Here is a 14,568-nt window from a genome sequence, read left to right as displayed (position 1 = left end):
CTTCGATCTCATGCACGAAGGCAAATCAATCCGCGCCGTCGTGGAGTTTTGAGCCAAGCGCCCTTGCGGGCGGGGTCACCGAAAGCTACGCCTTTTGGTAACACCGCATGACAGGGCCAGTGCTATGACAGAGCAATCCCAAGGGGCGGTCACCATCCGCCCCTTTCTTTTTGGCGATCAGGCCGAAGCAGACGCGCTTTGGGCTTTGTTAGAGCCGACGTTTCGCGCGGGCGACACATACACCATCGACGCCGATATCAGCCGCGAAGAGGCGCTGACCTATTGGACCGGCGCACCGCGTACTGTGTTCATGGTCGAGGACGACGGGAAGGTTCTGGGCACCTACTATGTGACGCCCAACCAGAAAGGTGGCGGGCGGCATGTGTGCAACTGCGGCTTTGTCACCGGCCCCGCCGCGCGTGGCAAAGGGATTGCCCGCATGATGCTGGCCCATGCGTTAGAGACCGCGAAATCGATGGGCTTCTACGCCATGCAGTTCAATTTCGTGGTGTCCACGAACACGCGGGCGGTGGATATCTGGAAGCGGGCTGGCTTTGACGTGGTCGGCACTTTGCCAAAGGCGTTCGACCACCCCGAACATGGGCTGGTCGATGCCTATGTCATGTACAAGATGCTGTGATTACTTGGCCGCGTAGCGGGCAAGGAATGTCTTAACCGCTTCGTCCACAACATCGCGGATTTCAGCATCGGTTGCGCTGTTGCGGATGCCGAACAGGAATTCGGGCCAAAGCCGCGCTTTGCACAGTTCACCGAACTGATCGGCGGCCAGTTCGCAGTTGGGAATAACCAGTTCTTCGCGGGCCATCGCCTTAACGAAGTACTTGATCAACTCACCACGCAGGCGCATCGGGCCGGTGCGGTAGAATTCATGGGCGAGTTCGGGAAAGCGTTCAGCCTCGCCCACGCAGACGCGGAAGGTTTGCAGGCCGAGTTTCGAGAACAGGATGCCTAGAAGGCTGACACCCGCGCGGGTCAGCACGTATTCAGGGTCGCGCGACTGGTCGATCGTCAGGATCGCGTCATCGGCCTGGCGCAGGCATTGCGATGTCGCAACTTCCATGAACAGAAAGCGTTTGTCGGGGAAGTAGCTGTATAGCGTGGCCTTGGACACGCCAGACGCTTTGGCGATGTCATCGACGCTTGCACCCTCAAAGCCGTCCCGAAGGAAGATTTCAAGGGCACCTGCGATAACCTGATCGTATTTGCGACCCTTGCGGGCCTGAGGCTCTGTGCCGTCCATGTTCATCCCCTTACCGGACCTTCAGTATAAACTGTTCGGTTCAGATGGGACAAGCAGAACGGGGGAAAGTCGGTCAAATGCCGCCTTTATCTTGCGTCACGACGGGCGCGCCGTCCTGCGGCCACCAGATATCCGAGGGGATCGGGGACGGGAAGTTGGCATAGGCCGGCGCAGTAAGGGCGAAAAGCATGATGGCGGTCAGTGCGGGGCGGATCATATCGATTCCTTTCTAAACTGTATGGTTTACTAATATGAACTGATCAGTTTAGTTTCAACACGATTCTGAACTGATCAGTTCATTTTTTTGACTTGCGGGCAAATTTAAAAATCATACGGTCAAAGTAATCTAAGCTGGGGGCTCGGTATGCGCTTTTTCGCACAGCGGCGGCATTTCAAAGATCTGAGTGAACAGGAAATCATCGCTCTTGCGATTTCCTCCGAAGAGGATGACGGGCGCATCTATCGCAGCTATGCGGAACGGCTTCGTCCCGACTTTCCCGACACCGCCAAGATTTTTGACGGCATGGCCGAGGAAGAAGACGATCACCGTCGCCGGTTGATCGAGCTGCATCGCGAACGATTTGGCGAGGTGATCCCCCTGATCCGCCGTGAACATGTGGCGGGCTATTATGCGCGACGCCCTGTTTGGTTGGTTGAAAACCTTGGTCTCGAACGCATCCGCGAAGAAGCGGCGTTGATGGAACGTGATGCCGAACGGTTCTATCTGGCTGCCGCGCAAAGCAGTACGGATGCGGCGACACGGAAGCTGTTGGGCGATCTGGCTGCTGCAGAGGCTGGGCACCAGGACAAGGCTGAACATCTGACCGAAGCCAATCTGGGCGAGGAACAGCTGGACACGGAAAAGGAAACCGCCAAGCGGCAGTTTGTTTTGACGTGGGTCCAGCCCGGTCTGGCAGGGTTGATGGACGGATCGGTTTCGACGCTGGCGCCGATCTTTGCGACGGCCTTTGCCACACAGGATACATGGACCACGTTTCTAGTCGGTCTGGCCGCGTCTGTGGGTGCGGGTATTTCGATGGGCTTTACCGAAGCCGCATCAGATGACGGGCAGCTTTCGGGACGTGGATCGCCGTTCAAACGGGGGATTTCATCCGGCGTTATGACGACCGTTGGCGGGTTGGGGCATGCGTTGCCCTATCTGATCCCGCATTTCTGGACAGCGACGCTGACCGCCTTTGTCGTGGTGTTTGTCGAGCTTTGGGCCATTGCGTGGATCCAGAACAAATACATGGAAACACCGTTCTTCCGTGCGGCATTCCAGGTGGTTCTGGGTGGCGCGCTTGTCTTCGCGGCAGGCGTGTTGATCGGCTCAGGCTAGGTTGACGGCACCTGAATTGCGGGGAACAAATGCCTTCTGAGGAATTGGGAGGCCCGCAATGTATAAAAAAGGCGAAGTGACGTATCAGGCTCTGCCGCTGCCGGATCGTGTGCAATTGGACGAGGCCGATGCCATCGCGGCCGCGACCGCATTTCGCGATTACATGCGTAAACGCCATTCGGTGCGCGAATATTCTGACAGGGATGTTCCCGAAGAAGTTATTCGCGCCTGTATCGAGGCTGCGGTCAGTGCGCCGTCGGGGGCCAACCACCAGCCTTGGCATTTCGCGGCCATCCGGAACCCCGATATGAAGGCGCGCATCCGTGAAGCGGCGGAAGAAGAAGAGCGCAAGTTCTATGGCGGCGGCGCCAGTGACGAATGGCTTTCTGCATTGGAACCCATCGGGACGGGCGTGGACAAACCGCATCTGACGACCGCACCGTGGTTGATCGTGGTCTTTGCCGAACGCTGGGGCGTGAATGACGATGGTGAGCGGTATAAGAACTACTACGTGCCGGAAAGCGTGGGGATCGCGACAGGGTTTCTGATTGCGGCACTGCATCACGCGGGGCTTGTGTGTTTAGAACACACGCCCAATCCGATGAAGTTCCTGCCCGAAATGTGCGGGCGCCCTGAACGGGAAAAGGCGGTCATGATCCTGCCGGTAGGCTATCCGGCAGACGACGCAACTGTTCCGGCAGCGGCGAAGCGAAAGAAACCGCTAGAGCGAGTTATGTCGATCTTTTAGGGCAGAAGGCAGATTGACCTATCCTTGCGTCATGCTAACACAATCACATGTTTGAGATTTTCCTGAAAACGCTTCCGTTTTTTGCCCTGATCGGTCTGGGCTATGGCGCAGGACGCACGCGGTTCTTTACCGAAGAGGCGACTGCCTATCTGACGAAGTTTGTTTTCTACTTTGCCCTGTCGGCAATGTTGTTCAGGTTTTCGGCAAACCTGTCGATGGCAGAAATCTTCAATCCGCGTTTGGCGGCGGCCTATCTGTGGGGCACGGCCTTTGCCTATGGTGTGGCGATGGCGGTGGCGTTCTGGCGCGGTGCGTCGGTGGAAATCGCTGCGATCGAGGCGCAATGCGCGGCCATCGGGAACACCGGATTTCTTGGCGTTCCGATGCTGGCGCTTCTTTTGGGGCAAGAAGCGATTGGCCCGATCATCCTTGTGCTGGCAATTGATCTGATCGTCTTCTCGTCGATGCTGGTGATCCTTGTGGTCGGCTCCCGCGAAGGCAGCATGAGCCCCAAGATTTTTCGCACCGTGGGCGTGGGTTTGTTGAAAAACCCGATGATCGTGTCGATCACGTTGGGCCTGATTGTATCGGGTCTAAGCCTGCCTATTCCGGTGCCTGCAAATGAATTCCTGTCGATCCTTGGCGCTGCCGCGACGCCGGGTGCGTTGTTTGCCATCGGCGCGTCACTGGCCAGCAAATCGGCAGAACGGATCGAAATCGCGGGTTGGCTGAGTTTCTGTAAGCTGGTGCTGCATCCGCTGTTTGTTGCGGCGGGGGCTTATCTGTTCTTTCCGGTCGATCCCTATCTGGCCGCGGTTGTTGTGTCGGCTGCGGCTTTGCCTGTGGCGGGGAACGTATTCATTCTGGCGCAGCACTATGGCGTCGCCCCGCAACGGGTGTCTGCATCCATCCTGATTTCGACCGCGCTCAGCATCTTTACGGTGTCTGCTGTCATCGCGTGGGTCACCGCCTACTGACGGGAAAAAGGTTGCTGCATCGGCCCCCGTTCGTTAGCCAGTTGGTAACTGCAATTCGAGGGGATTAGGGCAATGGAAACGGTATCCGAAAACAAGTCATTTGATGGTGTGCAGGGTGTGTACACCCACGCGTCCGAGGTCTGTGGATGTGACATGACCTTTGGCCTGTTCCTGCCGGAAGACGCCAAGAGCGGCCCTGTGCCCCTTCTGTGGTATCTGTCGGGTCTGACCTGCACCCACGAAAACGCAATGACCAAGGCCGCAGCCCAACAGTGGTGCGCCGAGCAGGGCATCGCGATTGTTTTCCCCGACACAAGCCCGCGCGGCGAAGGCGTCGCCGATGACGAGGCCTATGATCTGGGTAAGGGCGCGGGTTTTTATGTGGACGCGACCGAAAATCCGTGGGCCCCGAACTTCAAAATGTGGAGCTATATCGCCGACGAACTGCCGTCTCTGCTGGGGCGGAATTTCGAACTGGATATGGATCGCCAGTCGATCACCGGCCATTCGATGGGAGGCCACGGTGCGCTGACCATCGCCATGGCGCATCCGGATCGCTTTGCATCCGTGTCTGCGTTCGCGCCGATCGCGAACCCGATGGCCAGCGACTGGGGCAAGAAACAGCTGGGTGCCTATCTGGGCGAAGACAAAGGCCAGTGGGCCAAGCACGATGCGTCGTTGCAGATGAAAGAAGTGGGCTTTGATGGGCCTGTCCTGATTGATCAGGGCGCCTCGGACAACTTCCTTGATCTGCTGCGCCCCGAGGCGCTGGCACATGCCATGATGGCGCGCCGTCAGGAGGGTCTGTTCCGGATGCAGAAAGGCTATGACCACAGCTATTTCTTCATCTCGTCGTTCATGGAAGATCACGTCACCTTCCACGCCGAGGCGCTGTATACCTGAGGCCAGTATGACCACCCTGTTCATCGATGCGGATGCCTGTCCGGTCAAGGAAGAGGCCGAGCGTGTCGCGACCCGTCATAAGGTGCCGATGAAAGTGGTATCGAACGGTGGGTTGCGCCCGTCGCGCAACCCTTTGGTCGAACATGTTATCGTTCCAGAAGGCCCCGACGTCGCCGACATGTGGATCGCGGACCGGTGTGGTGCGGGGGATGTTGTTGTGACCGGCGATATCCCTTTGGCTGCGAAATGCGTCGCTGCTGGTGCGCGGGTTCTGAAACACAATGGCGAGGCGCTGACACAGGTGAATGTGGGTCAGGCGCTGGCCACCCGTGATCTGATGGCTGATCTGCGCGCCGCTGACCCGTTTCGACAGGGCGGTGGGCGCGGGTTTACCAAGGCCGACAGGTCGCGGTTTCTGGATGCGCTGGAACGGGAAATGCGGGCCGCGCTTAAAGGAGTTTGACGGATGACGCCTAGGGCCGTGGTTTTTGATATCGGCAACGTTCTGATCGAATGGCTGCCCGAGCGGTTCTTTGATGCCGAGATCGGAGAGGCCCGCCGCAAAGACCTGTTTGCCAGCGTGGACCTGCATTACGCCAACGACCTTGTGGATCGGGGCGGGCACTTTCAAACCACCATTGCCGACTGCGCGGCCAAGCACCCCGATTGGCACGATGAGGTCATGATGTGGCATGATCGTTGGCTTGATATTGCCGGCCCCGACATTCCGCATTCCGTGCGTATTCTGCGGGCGCTGAAAGGGAACGGCGTACCTGTCTTTGCCCTGTCGAATTTCGGGATCGGCACGTTTGAACTGGCCGAGCCTGTGTACCCGTTTCTGTCGGAATTCGATCGCCGCTATATTTCGGGCTACATGGGGATGGCAAAGCCGGATGCCGAGATTTACGCCGCCGTGGAAGCAGATTGCGGGGTTCCGCCCGAAGCGCTTTTGTTCGCAGATGACCGCCACGAAAACATCGCGGCGGCAGTGGCGCGGGGCTGGCAGGGGCATTTGTTTGACGGGCCAGAAGGCTTTGCCAAGCGGTTGGTCGAGGATGGTTTGCTGACCGAGGAGCAGGCGCAATGAGTGGGCCTACTGTGATCCCCTTTGCGGAAGGCGAGGCGCGACTGGACTGGATCGCACTGACCGATGCGCTAGCGGCGGGGCATGACCTGCCTAAGGCCGAAGTGTCGGACAGCTTCCTGTATCGTGGCGACGACACATTGCTTAGTCGCGCGGCATGGATCGATGGTCTGGGGATCGCAACCAAAGCGGCGACGATCTTTCCGGGGAACAATGCGCTCGGCCTGCCGGGGGTGAACGGCGCGGTTTGTGTCATGAGCGATCAGGATGGCACGATGCAGGCGCTGATCGATTTCCATCTGGTGACCAAGTGGAAGACCGCCGGCGACAGCCTGTTGGCCGCGCGGCGGTTGGCACGGCCGGACAGCCGGAACATCCTGATCGTTGGTGCGGGCACAGTCGCGGCGTCACTGATCGAGGCTTACGGCGCGGGCTTCCCAGATGCGCAGTTCACGATCTGGAACCGCACAACATCGCGCGCTGAAGAGACCGCAGCGCGGTTTGGCAATGTTTCGGTAGCGACCGACTTGGAGACGGCCGTGGGGCAGGCGGATATTGTTTGCTGCGCCACCATGACGACCCAGCCGGTGTTGCGTGGTGACTGGCTGCGTCCGGGACAGCACGTCGATCTGATCGGGGCCTATCGTCCGGATATGCGAGAGGCGGATGATGTTGCATTGAAGCGGGCCCGTATCTTCGTCGACAGCTTCGACACGACGATTGATCATATCGGTGAGCTGAAAATTCCTCTGTCCGAGGGCGTGATCACGCGGGGCGATGTGCTGGCGGATTACTACGATCTGGCCTCGTTCAAACGCACGGATGATGACATCACGTTGTTCAAAAACGGCGGCGGGGCGCATCTGGATTTGATGACCAGCCGCTACATTCTGGATTGCTGGAACAGCACATGACAGGTTGGATCTGGGTCATATTGATCGGCATCGCGCTAATCCCGTTTTTTAGGGATAGGTGGCGCAAGCCCGTAGGGCGGCGAATGCGGAAATCTGCGCCGGGATCGTTTGCCAAGCTGAAATCCGGCACAACGCATTACCGCTGGCTCGGGCGTGTGCGTGGACCTGTTTTGGTCTGTGTGCATGGTCTGACGACGCCGTCTTTCGTTTGGGACAGGCTCGCGCCGATGTTGGGCGACCTCGGGTTTCGGGTGCTGGTCTATGACCTTTACGGACGTGGGTTTTCGGATCGGTCCCGTCGTGCACAGACGCCCGAATTTTTTACCGATCAGCTTGAAGAACTGCTGGATCATCTTGAGATCAAAGATGACATCACTCTGCTGGGCTATTCGATGGGTGGTGTGATCGCGTCGCGTTTTGCCGTGGCCCATCCGGACCGGTTGCGCCAATTGGTGCTACTGGCCCCTGCGGGGATGCTGATCAATTTTCATCCGGTGATCGCTTGGGCTATGAACTGGCCTTTTGTGGGCGATTGGCTGTTCCACATGGTGTTCCCGAACGCGTTCTTTAAGGCGACTGAGGCCGAACGCGCGAAGCATCCTGAGGTGGGCGATATAATCGACCAACAGCAGGGCGAATTGCACCGGCGTGGATTTCTGCGGGCGGTTCTATCCAGCCTGCGCGGGTCGCTGCGCAAACCTGGACCGAAGCTGTTCAAGGCTTTGGCCAAGCTTCCTTTGCCCGTCTATGCGATCTGGGCGCGGGACGATCAGACGATCCCGATTGAAGCGCTAGGACAGTTGGCACAGTGGCACCGCGATGCGGTCCATGAGGTGATTGATGGTGCGGGGCACGGCGTGCCCTACACGCATTCCGCAGAGGTGGCCGAAGTGCTGGCCACCCTGCTTGATGTGTCTGACGAATAGTCTGGCTTACGCCTGCGCCAACGCGGGCGAACGGCTTTCGCGGATGGGCAGGTGGATGATTGCCGACAGAAGGCCAACGCCCACGCCAACCCACCAGACCAGCGTGTAATCGCCGTAGATGTCGTACAGACGACCGCCCAGCCAAACACCAATAAAGCTGCCGATTTGGTGGGACAGGAACACGATGCCGTAAAGCGTGCCCATGAAGCGCAGGCCAAAGATGTAACCGACCAGACCCGCAGTCAGAGGCACGGTCGCCAGCCATGTGGCACCCATGACAACCGAGAAGACGATGACTGTCGTCGGGGTGATCGGCATCATGATGAACAGGCCCGCCGCGATGGTGCGTGTCAGGTAGATGCCTGCCAGAAGGTATTTCTTGCTGTAGCGGTTGCCAGCCCAGCCCGCCAAAAGTGTGCCGCCGATGTTGACCAGACCGATCATGGAAATCGCAACCGCACCAAGGGTCGAGGTCGTGGTGATCCCAAGTGTATGAAGCACGCCGCCCGGTTGGATCGGGCCGCACATTTCGGTGACGAAGGCGGGGAAGTGGGCCGTGATAAAGCCCAGCTGATAGCCGCAGGAAAAGAAGCCGATAAAGATCATCGCGTAGGACGGATCACGCAGCGCGGTGCCAAGGATTTTGCGCAGGCTTTCATCAACCTCAGCCTTGGGTTGAACCGGTGCGCGCATCATCGGCAGGGACAAAAGCACCAACAGGATCGCAGCGGCGAAGATCAGGAAGACCTCGCTCCAGTTCATGAAGCCTAGCATCCATTCCGCAATGGGTGCGCCGATGACCTGCCCACCGCTGCCTGCTGCTGTCGCGATGGCAAGGGACATCGATCGGTTCGCATCGGTCGAGGCACGGCCAACAACCGCGAGGATGACGCCGAAACCGGTACCCGCGACACCGAAGCCCACCATCACCTCAAGAAGCTGGATGGCGCCGGGCGAGACGGCGAAGGACGACAGGACAAGACCCACCGCATAGAAAATTGCGCCAAGGAAGATCGCCTTGCGGTCGCCAAACCGTTCGGCAAAGGCCGCGAACAGCGGCTGGCCGATACCCCAAGCAAGGTTTTGGATGGCGATGGCCAGCGAAAATTCGGCGCGGGGCCAGTTGAATTCTTCGGAAATCGGGATCTGGAACACGCCGAAGCTGGCGCGAATGGCGAAAGACACCAGAATGATCAGTGCGCCTGCGATCAGAACAGGCGTGAAGATACTTTGAGATTTCGACATGAGAACCCTCCCGGAACGGCGCGACACTGCGCGTCAGAACCGGGAAGGTCAATCATCCAAACGGAAAGAGTGGCGTTGCAAAAGATCACATACGCAGGTGACGTGCGCGCGCGCCGCGTTCGATGGCTGCTGCGTGTAGGCGGTCGATGTTCAGCTCATATCGCATTTCTTCCAGCAGGCGCAGCTCGGTTTCGGCCAGTGACCCGTCCGCCGCCGCGACATCGCAGGCTAGCGCATAGGCAGTTTCGAACAGGCGTTCCGGCAGGTTGTCACGGATAAGGCCGAACAGGGCATCAAGCCCGTCTTCCTGATCGAACAAATCGAACACGGTTTGTGACACCAGCTTGGTCCGGTCGCTGTCGTAGTCTTCAAAGACCGGAAGCGTGTTTACGGCGCTTTGGATTTTGACCAGCTCGGCTGTTCGGATGTTTTCATCCGATGCGGAAATCGCGATCATGATTGCGACCAGACAATCCTGGGGGCTTAGCGGGTGTTCGATATTGTCAGACATGCGTCACTTGCTTTCATTCGGTGTTCTGCAATTGCAAAATATTGACGCTGCACCGTTGCCGCAATAGGTAGCGCACGCTGAAACCCCGTGCGGCGGCCTGCCGCGCAAACAGGAGAAAACCGATGTCCGCATTCCGTGACGCTGCCATGAAGTCAAAGGCTTGGCCTTTTGAAGAGGCACGTCGGGTGCTTAAACGGGTGGAATCGTCGAAGACACCCAAGGACCACGTTCTGTTTGAAACGGGCTATGGCCCGTCGGGTTTGCCGCACATCGGCACCTTTGGCGAGGTCGCGCGCACAACGATGATTCGTCGCGCGTTCGAAGTGATTTCCGACATTCCGACCCGTCTGATCTGTTTTTCGGACGATATGGACGGCATGCGGAAGGTGCCTGAAAACGTGCCACAGCAAGAGATGCTGCACGAACATCTGCAAAAGCCGCTGACATCCGTGCCCGATCCGTTCGGCACGCACGACAGCTTTGGCGGCCACAACAACGCGATGCTGAAGCGGTTCTTGGACACCTTCGGCTTTGACTACGAATTCTACTCGGCGACCGAATTCTACAAATCCGGCCAGTTCGACGAGGTGCTTTTGCGTGCTTGCGAACGCTATGATGATGTCATGGCCGTGATGCTGAAATCGCTGCGGGATGAACGGGCGCAGACCTATTCGATCTTCCTGCCGATCCATCCAGAAACCGGCCGCGTTCTGTACGTTCCGATCAAGAACGTTGACGCGAAGGACGGTCTGATCACCTTTGACGACGAAGACGGTAAGGAATGGACGCTTCCTGTCACTGGCGGCAATGTCAAACTTCAGTGGAAGCCTGACTTTGGCGCGCGTTGGGCGGCGCTGGATGTCGATTTCGAAATGTACGGCAAAGACCATTCCACCAACACGCCGATCTATGACCGCATCTGTGAAATCCTTGGCGGCAAGAAGCCCGAGCATTTCACCTATGAACTGTTCCTTGATGACAAGGGCGAGAAGATTTCGAAGTCCAAGGGCAATGGCCTGTCGATCGACGAATGGCTGACCTATGCGGCATCTGAATCGCTGTCGTACTTCATGTATCAGAAGCCCAAGACAGCCAAGCGTCTGTGGTGGGATGTGATCCCCAAGGCGGTGGACGAATACCACCAGCAACTGCGCGCCTTCCCGGGGCAGACGCCTGAGCAGCAGGCCAACAACCCTGTCTGGCACATTCACGCAGGTGACGTGCCCGAATCCAAAATGGTCGTGCCGTTTTCGATGTTGCTGAACCTTGCGTCCGTATCGGGTGCCGAGGACAAGGAAACGCTCTGGGGCTTTATCAACCGCTATGCGCCCGAGGCCTCACCCGAAGCGAACCCTGATCTGGATCAGGCGGCTGGCTTTGCGATCAAGTACTACGAAGACTTTGTGAAGCCGGGCAAAACATATCGCGCCCCGACTGAAAAAGAGGCCGCAGCGCTGCGTGATCTGGCGGATCGTCTGGCCGCGCATGACGGTGCGACCGATGACGAAACGCTGCAAAGCCTTGTCTTTGCGGTCGGTAAGGACCACGAGTTCGATCCGCTGCGCGACTGGTTCAAAACGCTGTACGAAGTGCTGTTGGGTGCGTCCCAAGGCCCGCGTTTCGGTGGCTTTGTCGCGCTTTACGGCGTGCAGGAAACCGTTGCCCTGATCGAAAAGGGCCTGAACGGCGAGCTGGGCTGATTTGGTCCGACAAATGGAATGCTGAAGGCGGGGGCGACCCCGCCTTTTTCTTTTTTGAAGGGCGGGATGTGTTCTGCCAGATTTGCCCAAACTCCGCGCCACGCTAGATATCTCAGGCATACTGGAACCACGCAGAGGATTTCGGCATGCGCATCTTGGCCTTTTTGATACCGGCACTGTTTGCTATGACCACGCTCGTGCGGGCCGAGATGTTGCCGGATCCCGAGATTGAAAGTGTCATTCGTGATCAGATGACCGCCTTTGAGGCCGATGATTTCGACACCGCGTTCGGTTTTGCGGCCCCGAACATCCAGATGATTTTCCGGAACTCGGACAACTTCGGAATGATGGTGCGTCGCGGGTATCCTATGGTCTGGCGTCCGGCTGGAGTGCGGTTTGGTCCGTTACGCACCATTGATGGCACGCTGTGGCAGCAAGTGATCGTCACAGATCAGGAAGGCCGTCTGCATGTGCTGGACTATGCGATGGAAGACATTGGCGGACAGTGGCGCATTGCGGGCGTACAGTTGATCCCTGCGCCGGATGTGGCCGCCTGAGGCCTGTGCGCAACGGGGACCGTCACGTAGGTCCAAAGCCGCTTTAACCGAAAACCTGAGACACCCTTTCGCGAATGGCCCCGTTTTGGGCCGTGCAAAGCGCATAGGAAAGGGATGACATGAACAAGGCGGTTACAGATGGCGTGGTGCTGATGCCGACCCCGTATTCGGCGGGTCTGGGTGTCTGGTCGAGCGGCGACGGCACTCCGGGATCGGATACCTACGCAAACGTGGTTGGCGCGTCCTTTGTGCCCGCAGATCAGGACTTCGGCGGCGCGCTGGAGATCATCAAGCTGACCGCAACCCAAAAGCTGCGTTACATGGGTCAGACGCCAATGCTGCCCGGCTGCTATCTGCGTGTGACGGCGCGGGTGAAGGCGATCGCGGGCAATCTGCCCAACGTGCAGATCGCGGCTTGGGCTGGCGATGCAAACGGGGCCAATGTGGTGTCCGTTGTGCAGGTGGGGCCGGCCAAGCCGCTGACCAGCTATGGCGAGGTGGTCGAGGTGTCGGCCATCGTGGGTGCAGGCCATCGTTCCGGCGTTGATATGGTTTGGGGACCGCAACCGGTTTACGGCCATTTCGGCATTGATCTGACCGGTCCGACCGGTGGCATTGTGCGCGTTGACGACATCGAGATCGAGGATGTCACCAGTGTATTCCTGCGCACCATGATGAACTGGGTCGATGTGCGCGATTTCGGTGCGGTGGGTGACGGGATCACCGACGATGCCGCCGCGTTCGAGGCCGCAGATGCCGCCGCTGACGGGCGCACGGTTCTGGTGTCGAAGGGCACCTATTTCCTTGGATCAAGCGTGACGCTGGACAATCGGGCCGAGTTTGAGGGCACCGTGACGATGCCCAGCACGGCGATCCTGTCGCTGACCAAAAGCTACAATCTGCCCGCCTATATCGATGCGTTCGGCGATGAAGAAACCGGTCTGAAAAAGGCCATTCAGGCGCTGATGAACAACTCGGATCATGAAAGTCTGGATATGTGCGGGCGTCGTGTGGCGCTGTCCGGCCCGCTGGACGTGCAGGCGGCGGTGCCCAACCGTGACAGTTTTGCCCAGCGTCGTGTGATCCGGAATGGCCAGTTGCAGGCCAATTCAGGCGCGGCGTGGGATCCTGATGTGGTGACCTCGATCGCGACCTACTCTGCGGCGAACCAGACGCGACTGACGGGGGTGACCAACATCGCGAATATCGCGGTGGGCTCGCTGGTCGAAGGGGCCGGTGTCGGGCGCGAAATCTATGTGAAGTCCAAGGATGAATCAGCGCAGCAAATCACCCTGTCCCAGCCCCTGTCCGATGCGGTGGGAACGCAGAGTTATACGTTCACGCGTTACAAATACATGCTGGATTTCTCGGGGTTCAACCGTCTGGACGTGTTCCAGCTGCATGACATCGAACTTCAGTGCAGCACGGTGGCGAACGGCGTTCTGCTGGCCCCGAGCGGCACGGTCATGCACATCCGTAACTGTGTCTTCAACCGCCCCGCCCATCGCGGCATTTCCAGCCATGGTGAAGGCTGTCAGGGTATGCTGGTCGAGCACTGCCAGTTCATCAGCCACGAAGGTGGCGAGCTGACGCAGAACCGCCAGTCGGTTGCGATCAATACCAACGGCAATGACGTGAAAATCCGCGATTGTCGTGCCTCGCAGTTTCGCCACTTCCTTGTGATGTCGGGGGCTCAGGGTCTGATTTCGGGCAACCATTTTTTCCAAGGGGACGAGCAGGCGGATGGTATCCGTTCCGCGGGCATCGTCGTCGCGCTGCGGGCGTGCAACACGCAGATTTCCGGCAACTACATCGACAACTGTTTTGTGGAATGGACGAACGAACGGGAACCCGAGCCGGACTATGTGGCTGGCTTTGGCTTTGCGGGCCTGTCGATCACGGACAACGTGTTCCTGTGTTCGAACGTCGCGCCGTGGTTCAGCTATATCGTGGTCAAACCGTTCGGTAGCGGGCATTTCGTGAATGGCATGAACGTGTCCGGCAATACCTTCCGGTCATCAGGAGGCAAGATTGATCGGGTCGAACGCGTCGATGACAGTTATGCGCCGTTGGACTTGAATCGAATGAAGCGCCTGAGCTTTTCGAACAACACGTTCCACAACATCGAATACGCGTCGCAAAACCCGCTTTTGGTTAGCCATGACCAGAACAGCCATGCGGATACGTGGGTTCTGGATACGGGCAACGAACTGCCGTTTGATGGCTATGCGACCGAGGTGGACAGCCTTGTCTTTCGTTCGCGTCTGCGGAACGTGGCGAATGTCAGTGAGTGGTTCATGCCCTATACCTCGACCCTGCAGGGTGCTGCAGACAATCAGGTGCATGTGATTTTCCCGGAACCAGTTCTGGGCGATATCAACGCGCTGATCCGGATGGATTAAG

General features: G+C 58.4%; 16 protein-coding genes. 12 read left to right on the top strand and 4 right to left on the bottom strand.

The annotated features are described in order from the left end of the window. The first annotated feature begins 124 nt into the window (after nucleotides 1-124). Nucleotides 125-640 (top strand): GNAT family N-acetyltransferase, encoded by a 516-nt coding sequence (locus AC4FIA_RS02230; protein ID WP_490364538.1) that lies wholly within the window; start codon nucleotides 125-127, stop codon nucleotides 638-640. Here AC4FIA_RS02230 and AC4FIA_RS02225 read toward each other — a convergent pair whose 3' ends face one another. Further along, on the bottom strand, nucleotides 641-1,261 hold the full coding sequence (locus AC4FIA_RS02225) for a TetR/AcrR family transcriptional regulator (protein ID WP_103909356.1): 621 nt from the start codon (nucleotides 1,259-1,261) through the stop codon (nucleotides 641-643). 73 nt (nucleotides 1,262-1,334) lie between these two features. Further along, the gene (locus AC4FIA_RS02220) at nucleotides 1,335-1,478 is read right to left on the bottom strand and encodes a hypothetical protein (RefSeq protein ID WP_160006752.1); all 144 of its coding nucleotides are present in this window, start codon (nucleotides 1,476-1,478) and stop codon (nucleotides 1,335-1,337) included. A 147-nt stretch (nucleotides 1,479-1,625) separates the two neighbouring features. On the opposite strand from AC4FIA_RS02220, the gene mbfA reads away from it, so the two are divergent. The 8 genes from mbfA to AC4FIA_RS02180 all read left to right on the top strand — a co-directional run bounded on the left by mbfA (nucleotide 1,626) and on the right by AC4FIA_RS02180 (nucleotide 8,152). Continuing rightward, entirely contained in the window at nucleotides 1,626-2,600 is a 975-nt protein-coding gene (mbfA, locus tag AC4FIA_RS02215) for an iron exporter MbfA (protein WP_490364537.1), read from the top strand. A 58-nt stretch (nucleotides 2,601-2,658) separates the two neighbouring features. Then, nucleotides 2,659-3,348 carry a nitroreductase family protein gene (locus AC4FIA_RS02210; protein WP_490364536.1) on the top strand — a complete coding sequence of 230 codons (690 nt, stop codon included), beginning with the start codon at nucleotides 2,659-2,661 and terminating at the stop codon, nucleotides 3,346-3,348. Between the two features lie 47 nt (nucleotides 3,349-3,395). Beyond that, nucleotides 3,396-4,325, top strand: coding sequence for an AEC family transporter (locus AC4FIA_RS02205; protein WP_103909353.1), 930 nt, complete (start codon nucleotides 3,396-3,398; stop codon nucleotides 4,323-4,325). A 72-nt stretch (nucleotides 4,326-4,397) separates the two neighbouring features. Beyond that, the gene (gene fghA, locus AC4FIA_RS02200) at nucleotides 4,398-5,228 is read left to right on the top strand and encodes an S-formylglutathione hydrolase (RefSeq protein WP_490364535.1); all 831 of its coding nucleotides are present in this window, start codon (nucleotides 4,398-4,400) and stop codon (nucleotides 5,226-5,228) included. A gap of 7 nt (nucleotides 5,229-5,235) precedes the next feature. Further along, entirely contained in the window at nucleotides 5,236-5,691 is a 456-nt protein-coding gene (locus tag AC4FIA_RS02195) for a YaiI/YqxD family protein (RefSeq protein ID WP_490364534.1), read from the top strand. 3 nt (nucleotides 5,692-5,694) lie between these two features. Further along, nucleotides 5,695-6,315 carry an HAD family hydrolase gene (locus AC4FIA_RS02190; RefSeq protein WP_490364533.1) on the top strand — a complete coding sequence of 207 codons (621 nt, stop codon included), beginning with the start codon at nucleotides 5,695-5,697 and terminating at the stop codon, nucleotides 6,313-6,315. Beyond that, entirely contained in the window at nucleotides 6,312-7,226 is a 915-nt protein-coding gene (locus AC4FIA_RS02185) for an ornithine cyclodeaminase family protein (protein WP_490364532.1), read from the top strand. Before AC4FIA_RS02190 ends, AC4FIA_RS02185 begins: the two co-directional genes overlap by 4 nt. A gap of 83 nt (nucleotides 7,227-7,309) precedes the next feature. Then, nucleotides 7,310-8,152, top strand: a complete 843-nt coding sequence (locus AC4FIA_RS02180; RefSeq protein ID WP_490364531.1) for an alpha/beta fold hydrolase — start codon at nucleotides 7,310-7,312, stop codon at nucleotides 8,150-8,152. Nucleotides 8,153-8,158: 6 nt separating this feature from the next. Here AC4FIA_RS02180 and AC4FIA_RS02175 read toward each other — a convergent pair whose 3' ends face one another. Together AC4FIA_RS02175 and AC4FIA_RS02170 are read right to left on the bottom strand one after the other, a co-directional pair. Then, nucleotides 8,159-9,397, bottom strand: coding sequence for an MFS transporter (locus tag AC4FIA_RS02175; protein ID WP_490364530.1), 1,239 nt, complete (start codon nucleotides 9,395-9,397; stop codon nucleotides 8,159-8,161). Between the two features lie 85 nt (nucleotides 9,398-9,482). After that, nucleotides 9,483-9,908 (bottom strand): tellurite resistance TerB family protein, encoded by a 426-nt coding sequence (locus AC4FIA_RS02170; RefSeq protein ID WP_490364529.1) that lies wholly within the window; start codon nucleotides 9,906-9,908, stop codon nucleotides 9,483-9,485. 122 nt (nucleotides 9,909-10,030) lie between these two features. Here AC4FIA_RS02170 and AC4FIA_RS02165 point away from each other — a divergent pair, with 122 nt between their 5' ends. The 3 genes from AC4FIA_RS02165 to AC4FIA_RS02155 all read left to right on the top strand — a co-directional run bounded on the left by AC4FIA_RS02165 (nucleotide 10,031) and on the right by AC4FIA_RS02155 (nucleotide 14,567). Continuing rightward, on the top strand, nucleotides 10,031-11,608 hold the full coding sequence (locus AC4FIA_RS02165; protein ID WP_490364528.1) for a lysine--tRNA ligase: 1,578 nt from the start codon (nucleotides 10,031-10,033) through the stop codon (nucleotides 11,606-11,608). A 185-nt stretch (nucleotides 11,609-11,793) separates the two neighbouring features. Then, the gene (locus tag AC4FIA_RS02160; protein ID WP_490364527.1) at nucleotides 11,794-12,165 is read left to right on the top strand and encodes a DUF4864 domain-containing protein; all 372 of its coding nucleotides are present in this window, start codon (nucleotides 11,794-11,796) and stop codon (nucleotides 12,163-12,165) included. 119 nt (nucleotides 12,166-12,284) lie between these two features. Next, the gene (locus AC4FIA_RS02155) at nucleotides 12,285-14,567 is read left to right on the top strand and encodes a right-handed parallel beta-helix repeat-containing protein (protein WP_490364526.1); all 2,283 of its coding nucleotides are present in this window, start codon (nucleotides 12,285-12,287) and stop codon (nucleotides 14,565-14,567) included. Nucleotide 14,568 lies beyond the last annotated feature (1 nt).

Source organism: Thalassococcus sp. (genome assembly GCF_982780845.1).
Note: the sequence above shows the minus strand (reverse complement) of the source record. Positions and strands in the feature narration are given on the sequence as shown.

Excerpts from the sequence above, each read along its gene's own strand:
- AC4FIA_RS02230 (WP_490364538.1), top strand. The coding sequence starts at position 125 with ATGACAGAGCAATCCCAAGGGGCGGTCACCATCCGCCCCTTTCTTTTT.
- AC4FIA_RS02225 (WP_103909356.1), bottom strand. The coding sequence starts at position 1,261 with ATGGACGGCACAGAGCCTCAGGCCCGCAAGGGTCGCAAATACGATCAG.
- AC4FIA_RS02220 (WP_160006752.1), bottom strand. The coding sequence starts at position 1,478 with ATGATCCGCCCCGCACTGACCGCCATCATGCTTTTCGCCCTTACTGCG.
- mbfA (WP_490364537.1), top strand. The coding sequence starts at position 1,626 with ATGCGCTTTTTCGCACAGCGGCGGCATTTCAAAGATCTGAGTGAACAG.
- AC4FIA_RS02210 (WP_490364536.1), top strand. The coding sequence starts at position 2,659 with ATGTATAAAAAAGGCGAAGTGACGTATCAGGCTCTGCCGCTGCCGGAT.
- AC4FIA_RS02205 (WP_103909353.1), top strand. The coding sequence starts at position 3,396 with ATGTTTGAGATTTTCCTGAAAACGCTTCCGTTTTTTGCCCTGATCGGT.
- fghA (WP_490364535.1), top strand. The coding sequence starts at position 4,398 with ATGGAAACGGTATCCGAAAACAAGTCATTTGATGGTGTGCAGGGTGTG.
- AC4FIA_RS02195 (WP_490364534.1), top strand. The coding sequence starts at position 5,236 with ATGACCACCCTGTTCATCGATGCGGATGCCTGTCCGGTCAAGGAAGAG.
- AC4FIA_RS02190 (WP_490364533.1), top strand. The coding sequence starts at position 5,695 with ATGACGCCTAGGGCCGTGGTTTTTGATATCGGCAACGTTCTGATCGAA.
- AC4FIA_RS02185 (WP_490364532.1), top strand. The coding sequence starts at position 6,312 with ATGAGTGGGCCTACTGTGATCCCCTTTGCGGAAGGCGAGGCGCGACTG.
- AC4FIA_RS02180 (WP_490364531.1), top strand. The coding sequence starts at position 7,310 with ATGCGGAAATCTGCGCCGGGATCGTTTGCCAAGCTGAAATCCGGCACA.
- AC4FIA_RS02175 (WP_490364530.1), bottom strand. The coding sequence starts at position 9,397 with ATGTCGAAATCTCAAAGTATCTTCACGCCTGTTCTGATCGCAGGCGCA.
- AC4FIA_RS02170 (WP_490364529.1), bottom strand. The coding sequence starts at position 9,908 with ATGTCTGACAATATCGAACACCCGCTAAGCCCCCAGGATTGTCTGGTC.
- AC4FIA_RS02165 (WP_490364528.1), top strand. The coding sequence starts at position 10,031 with ATGTCCGCATTCCGTGACGCTGCCATGAAGTCAAAGGCTTGGCCTTTT.
- AC4FIA_RS02160 (WP_490364527.1), top strand. The coding sequence starts at position 11,794 with ATGACCACGCTCGTGCGGGCCGAGATGTTGCCGGATCCCGAGATTGAA.
- AC4FIA_RS02155 (WP_490364526.1), top strand. The coding sequence starts at position 12,285 with ATGAACAAGGCGGTTACAGATGGCGTGGTGCTGATGCCGACCCCGTAT.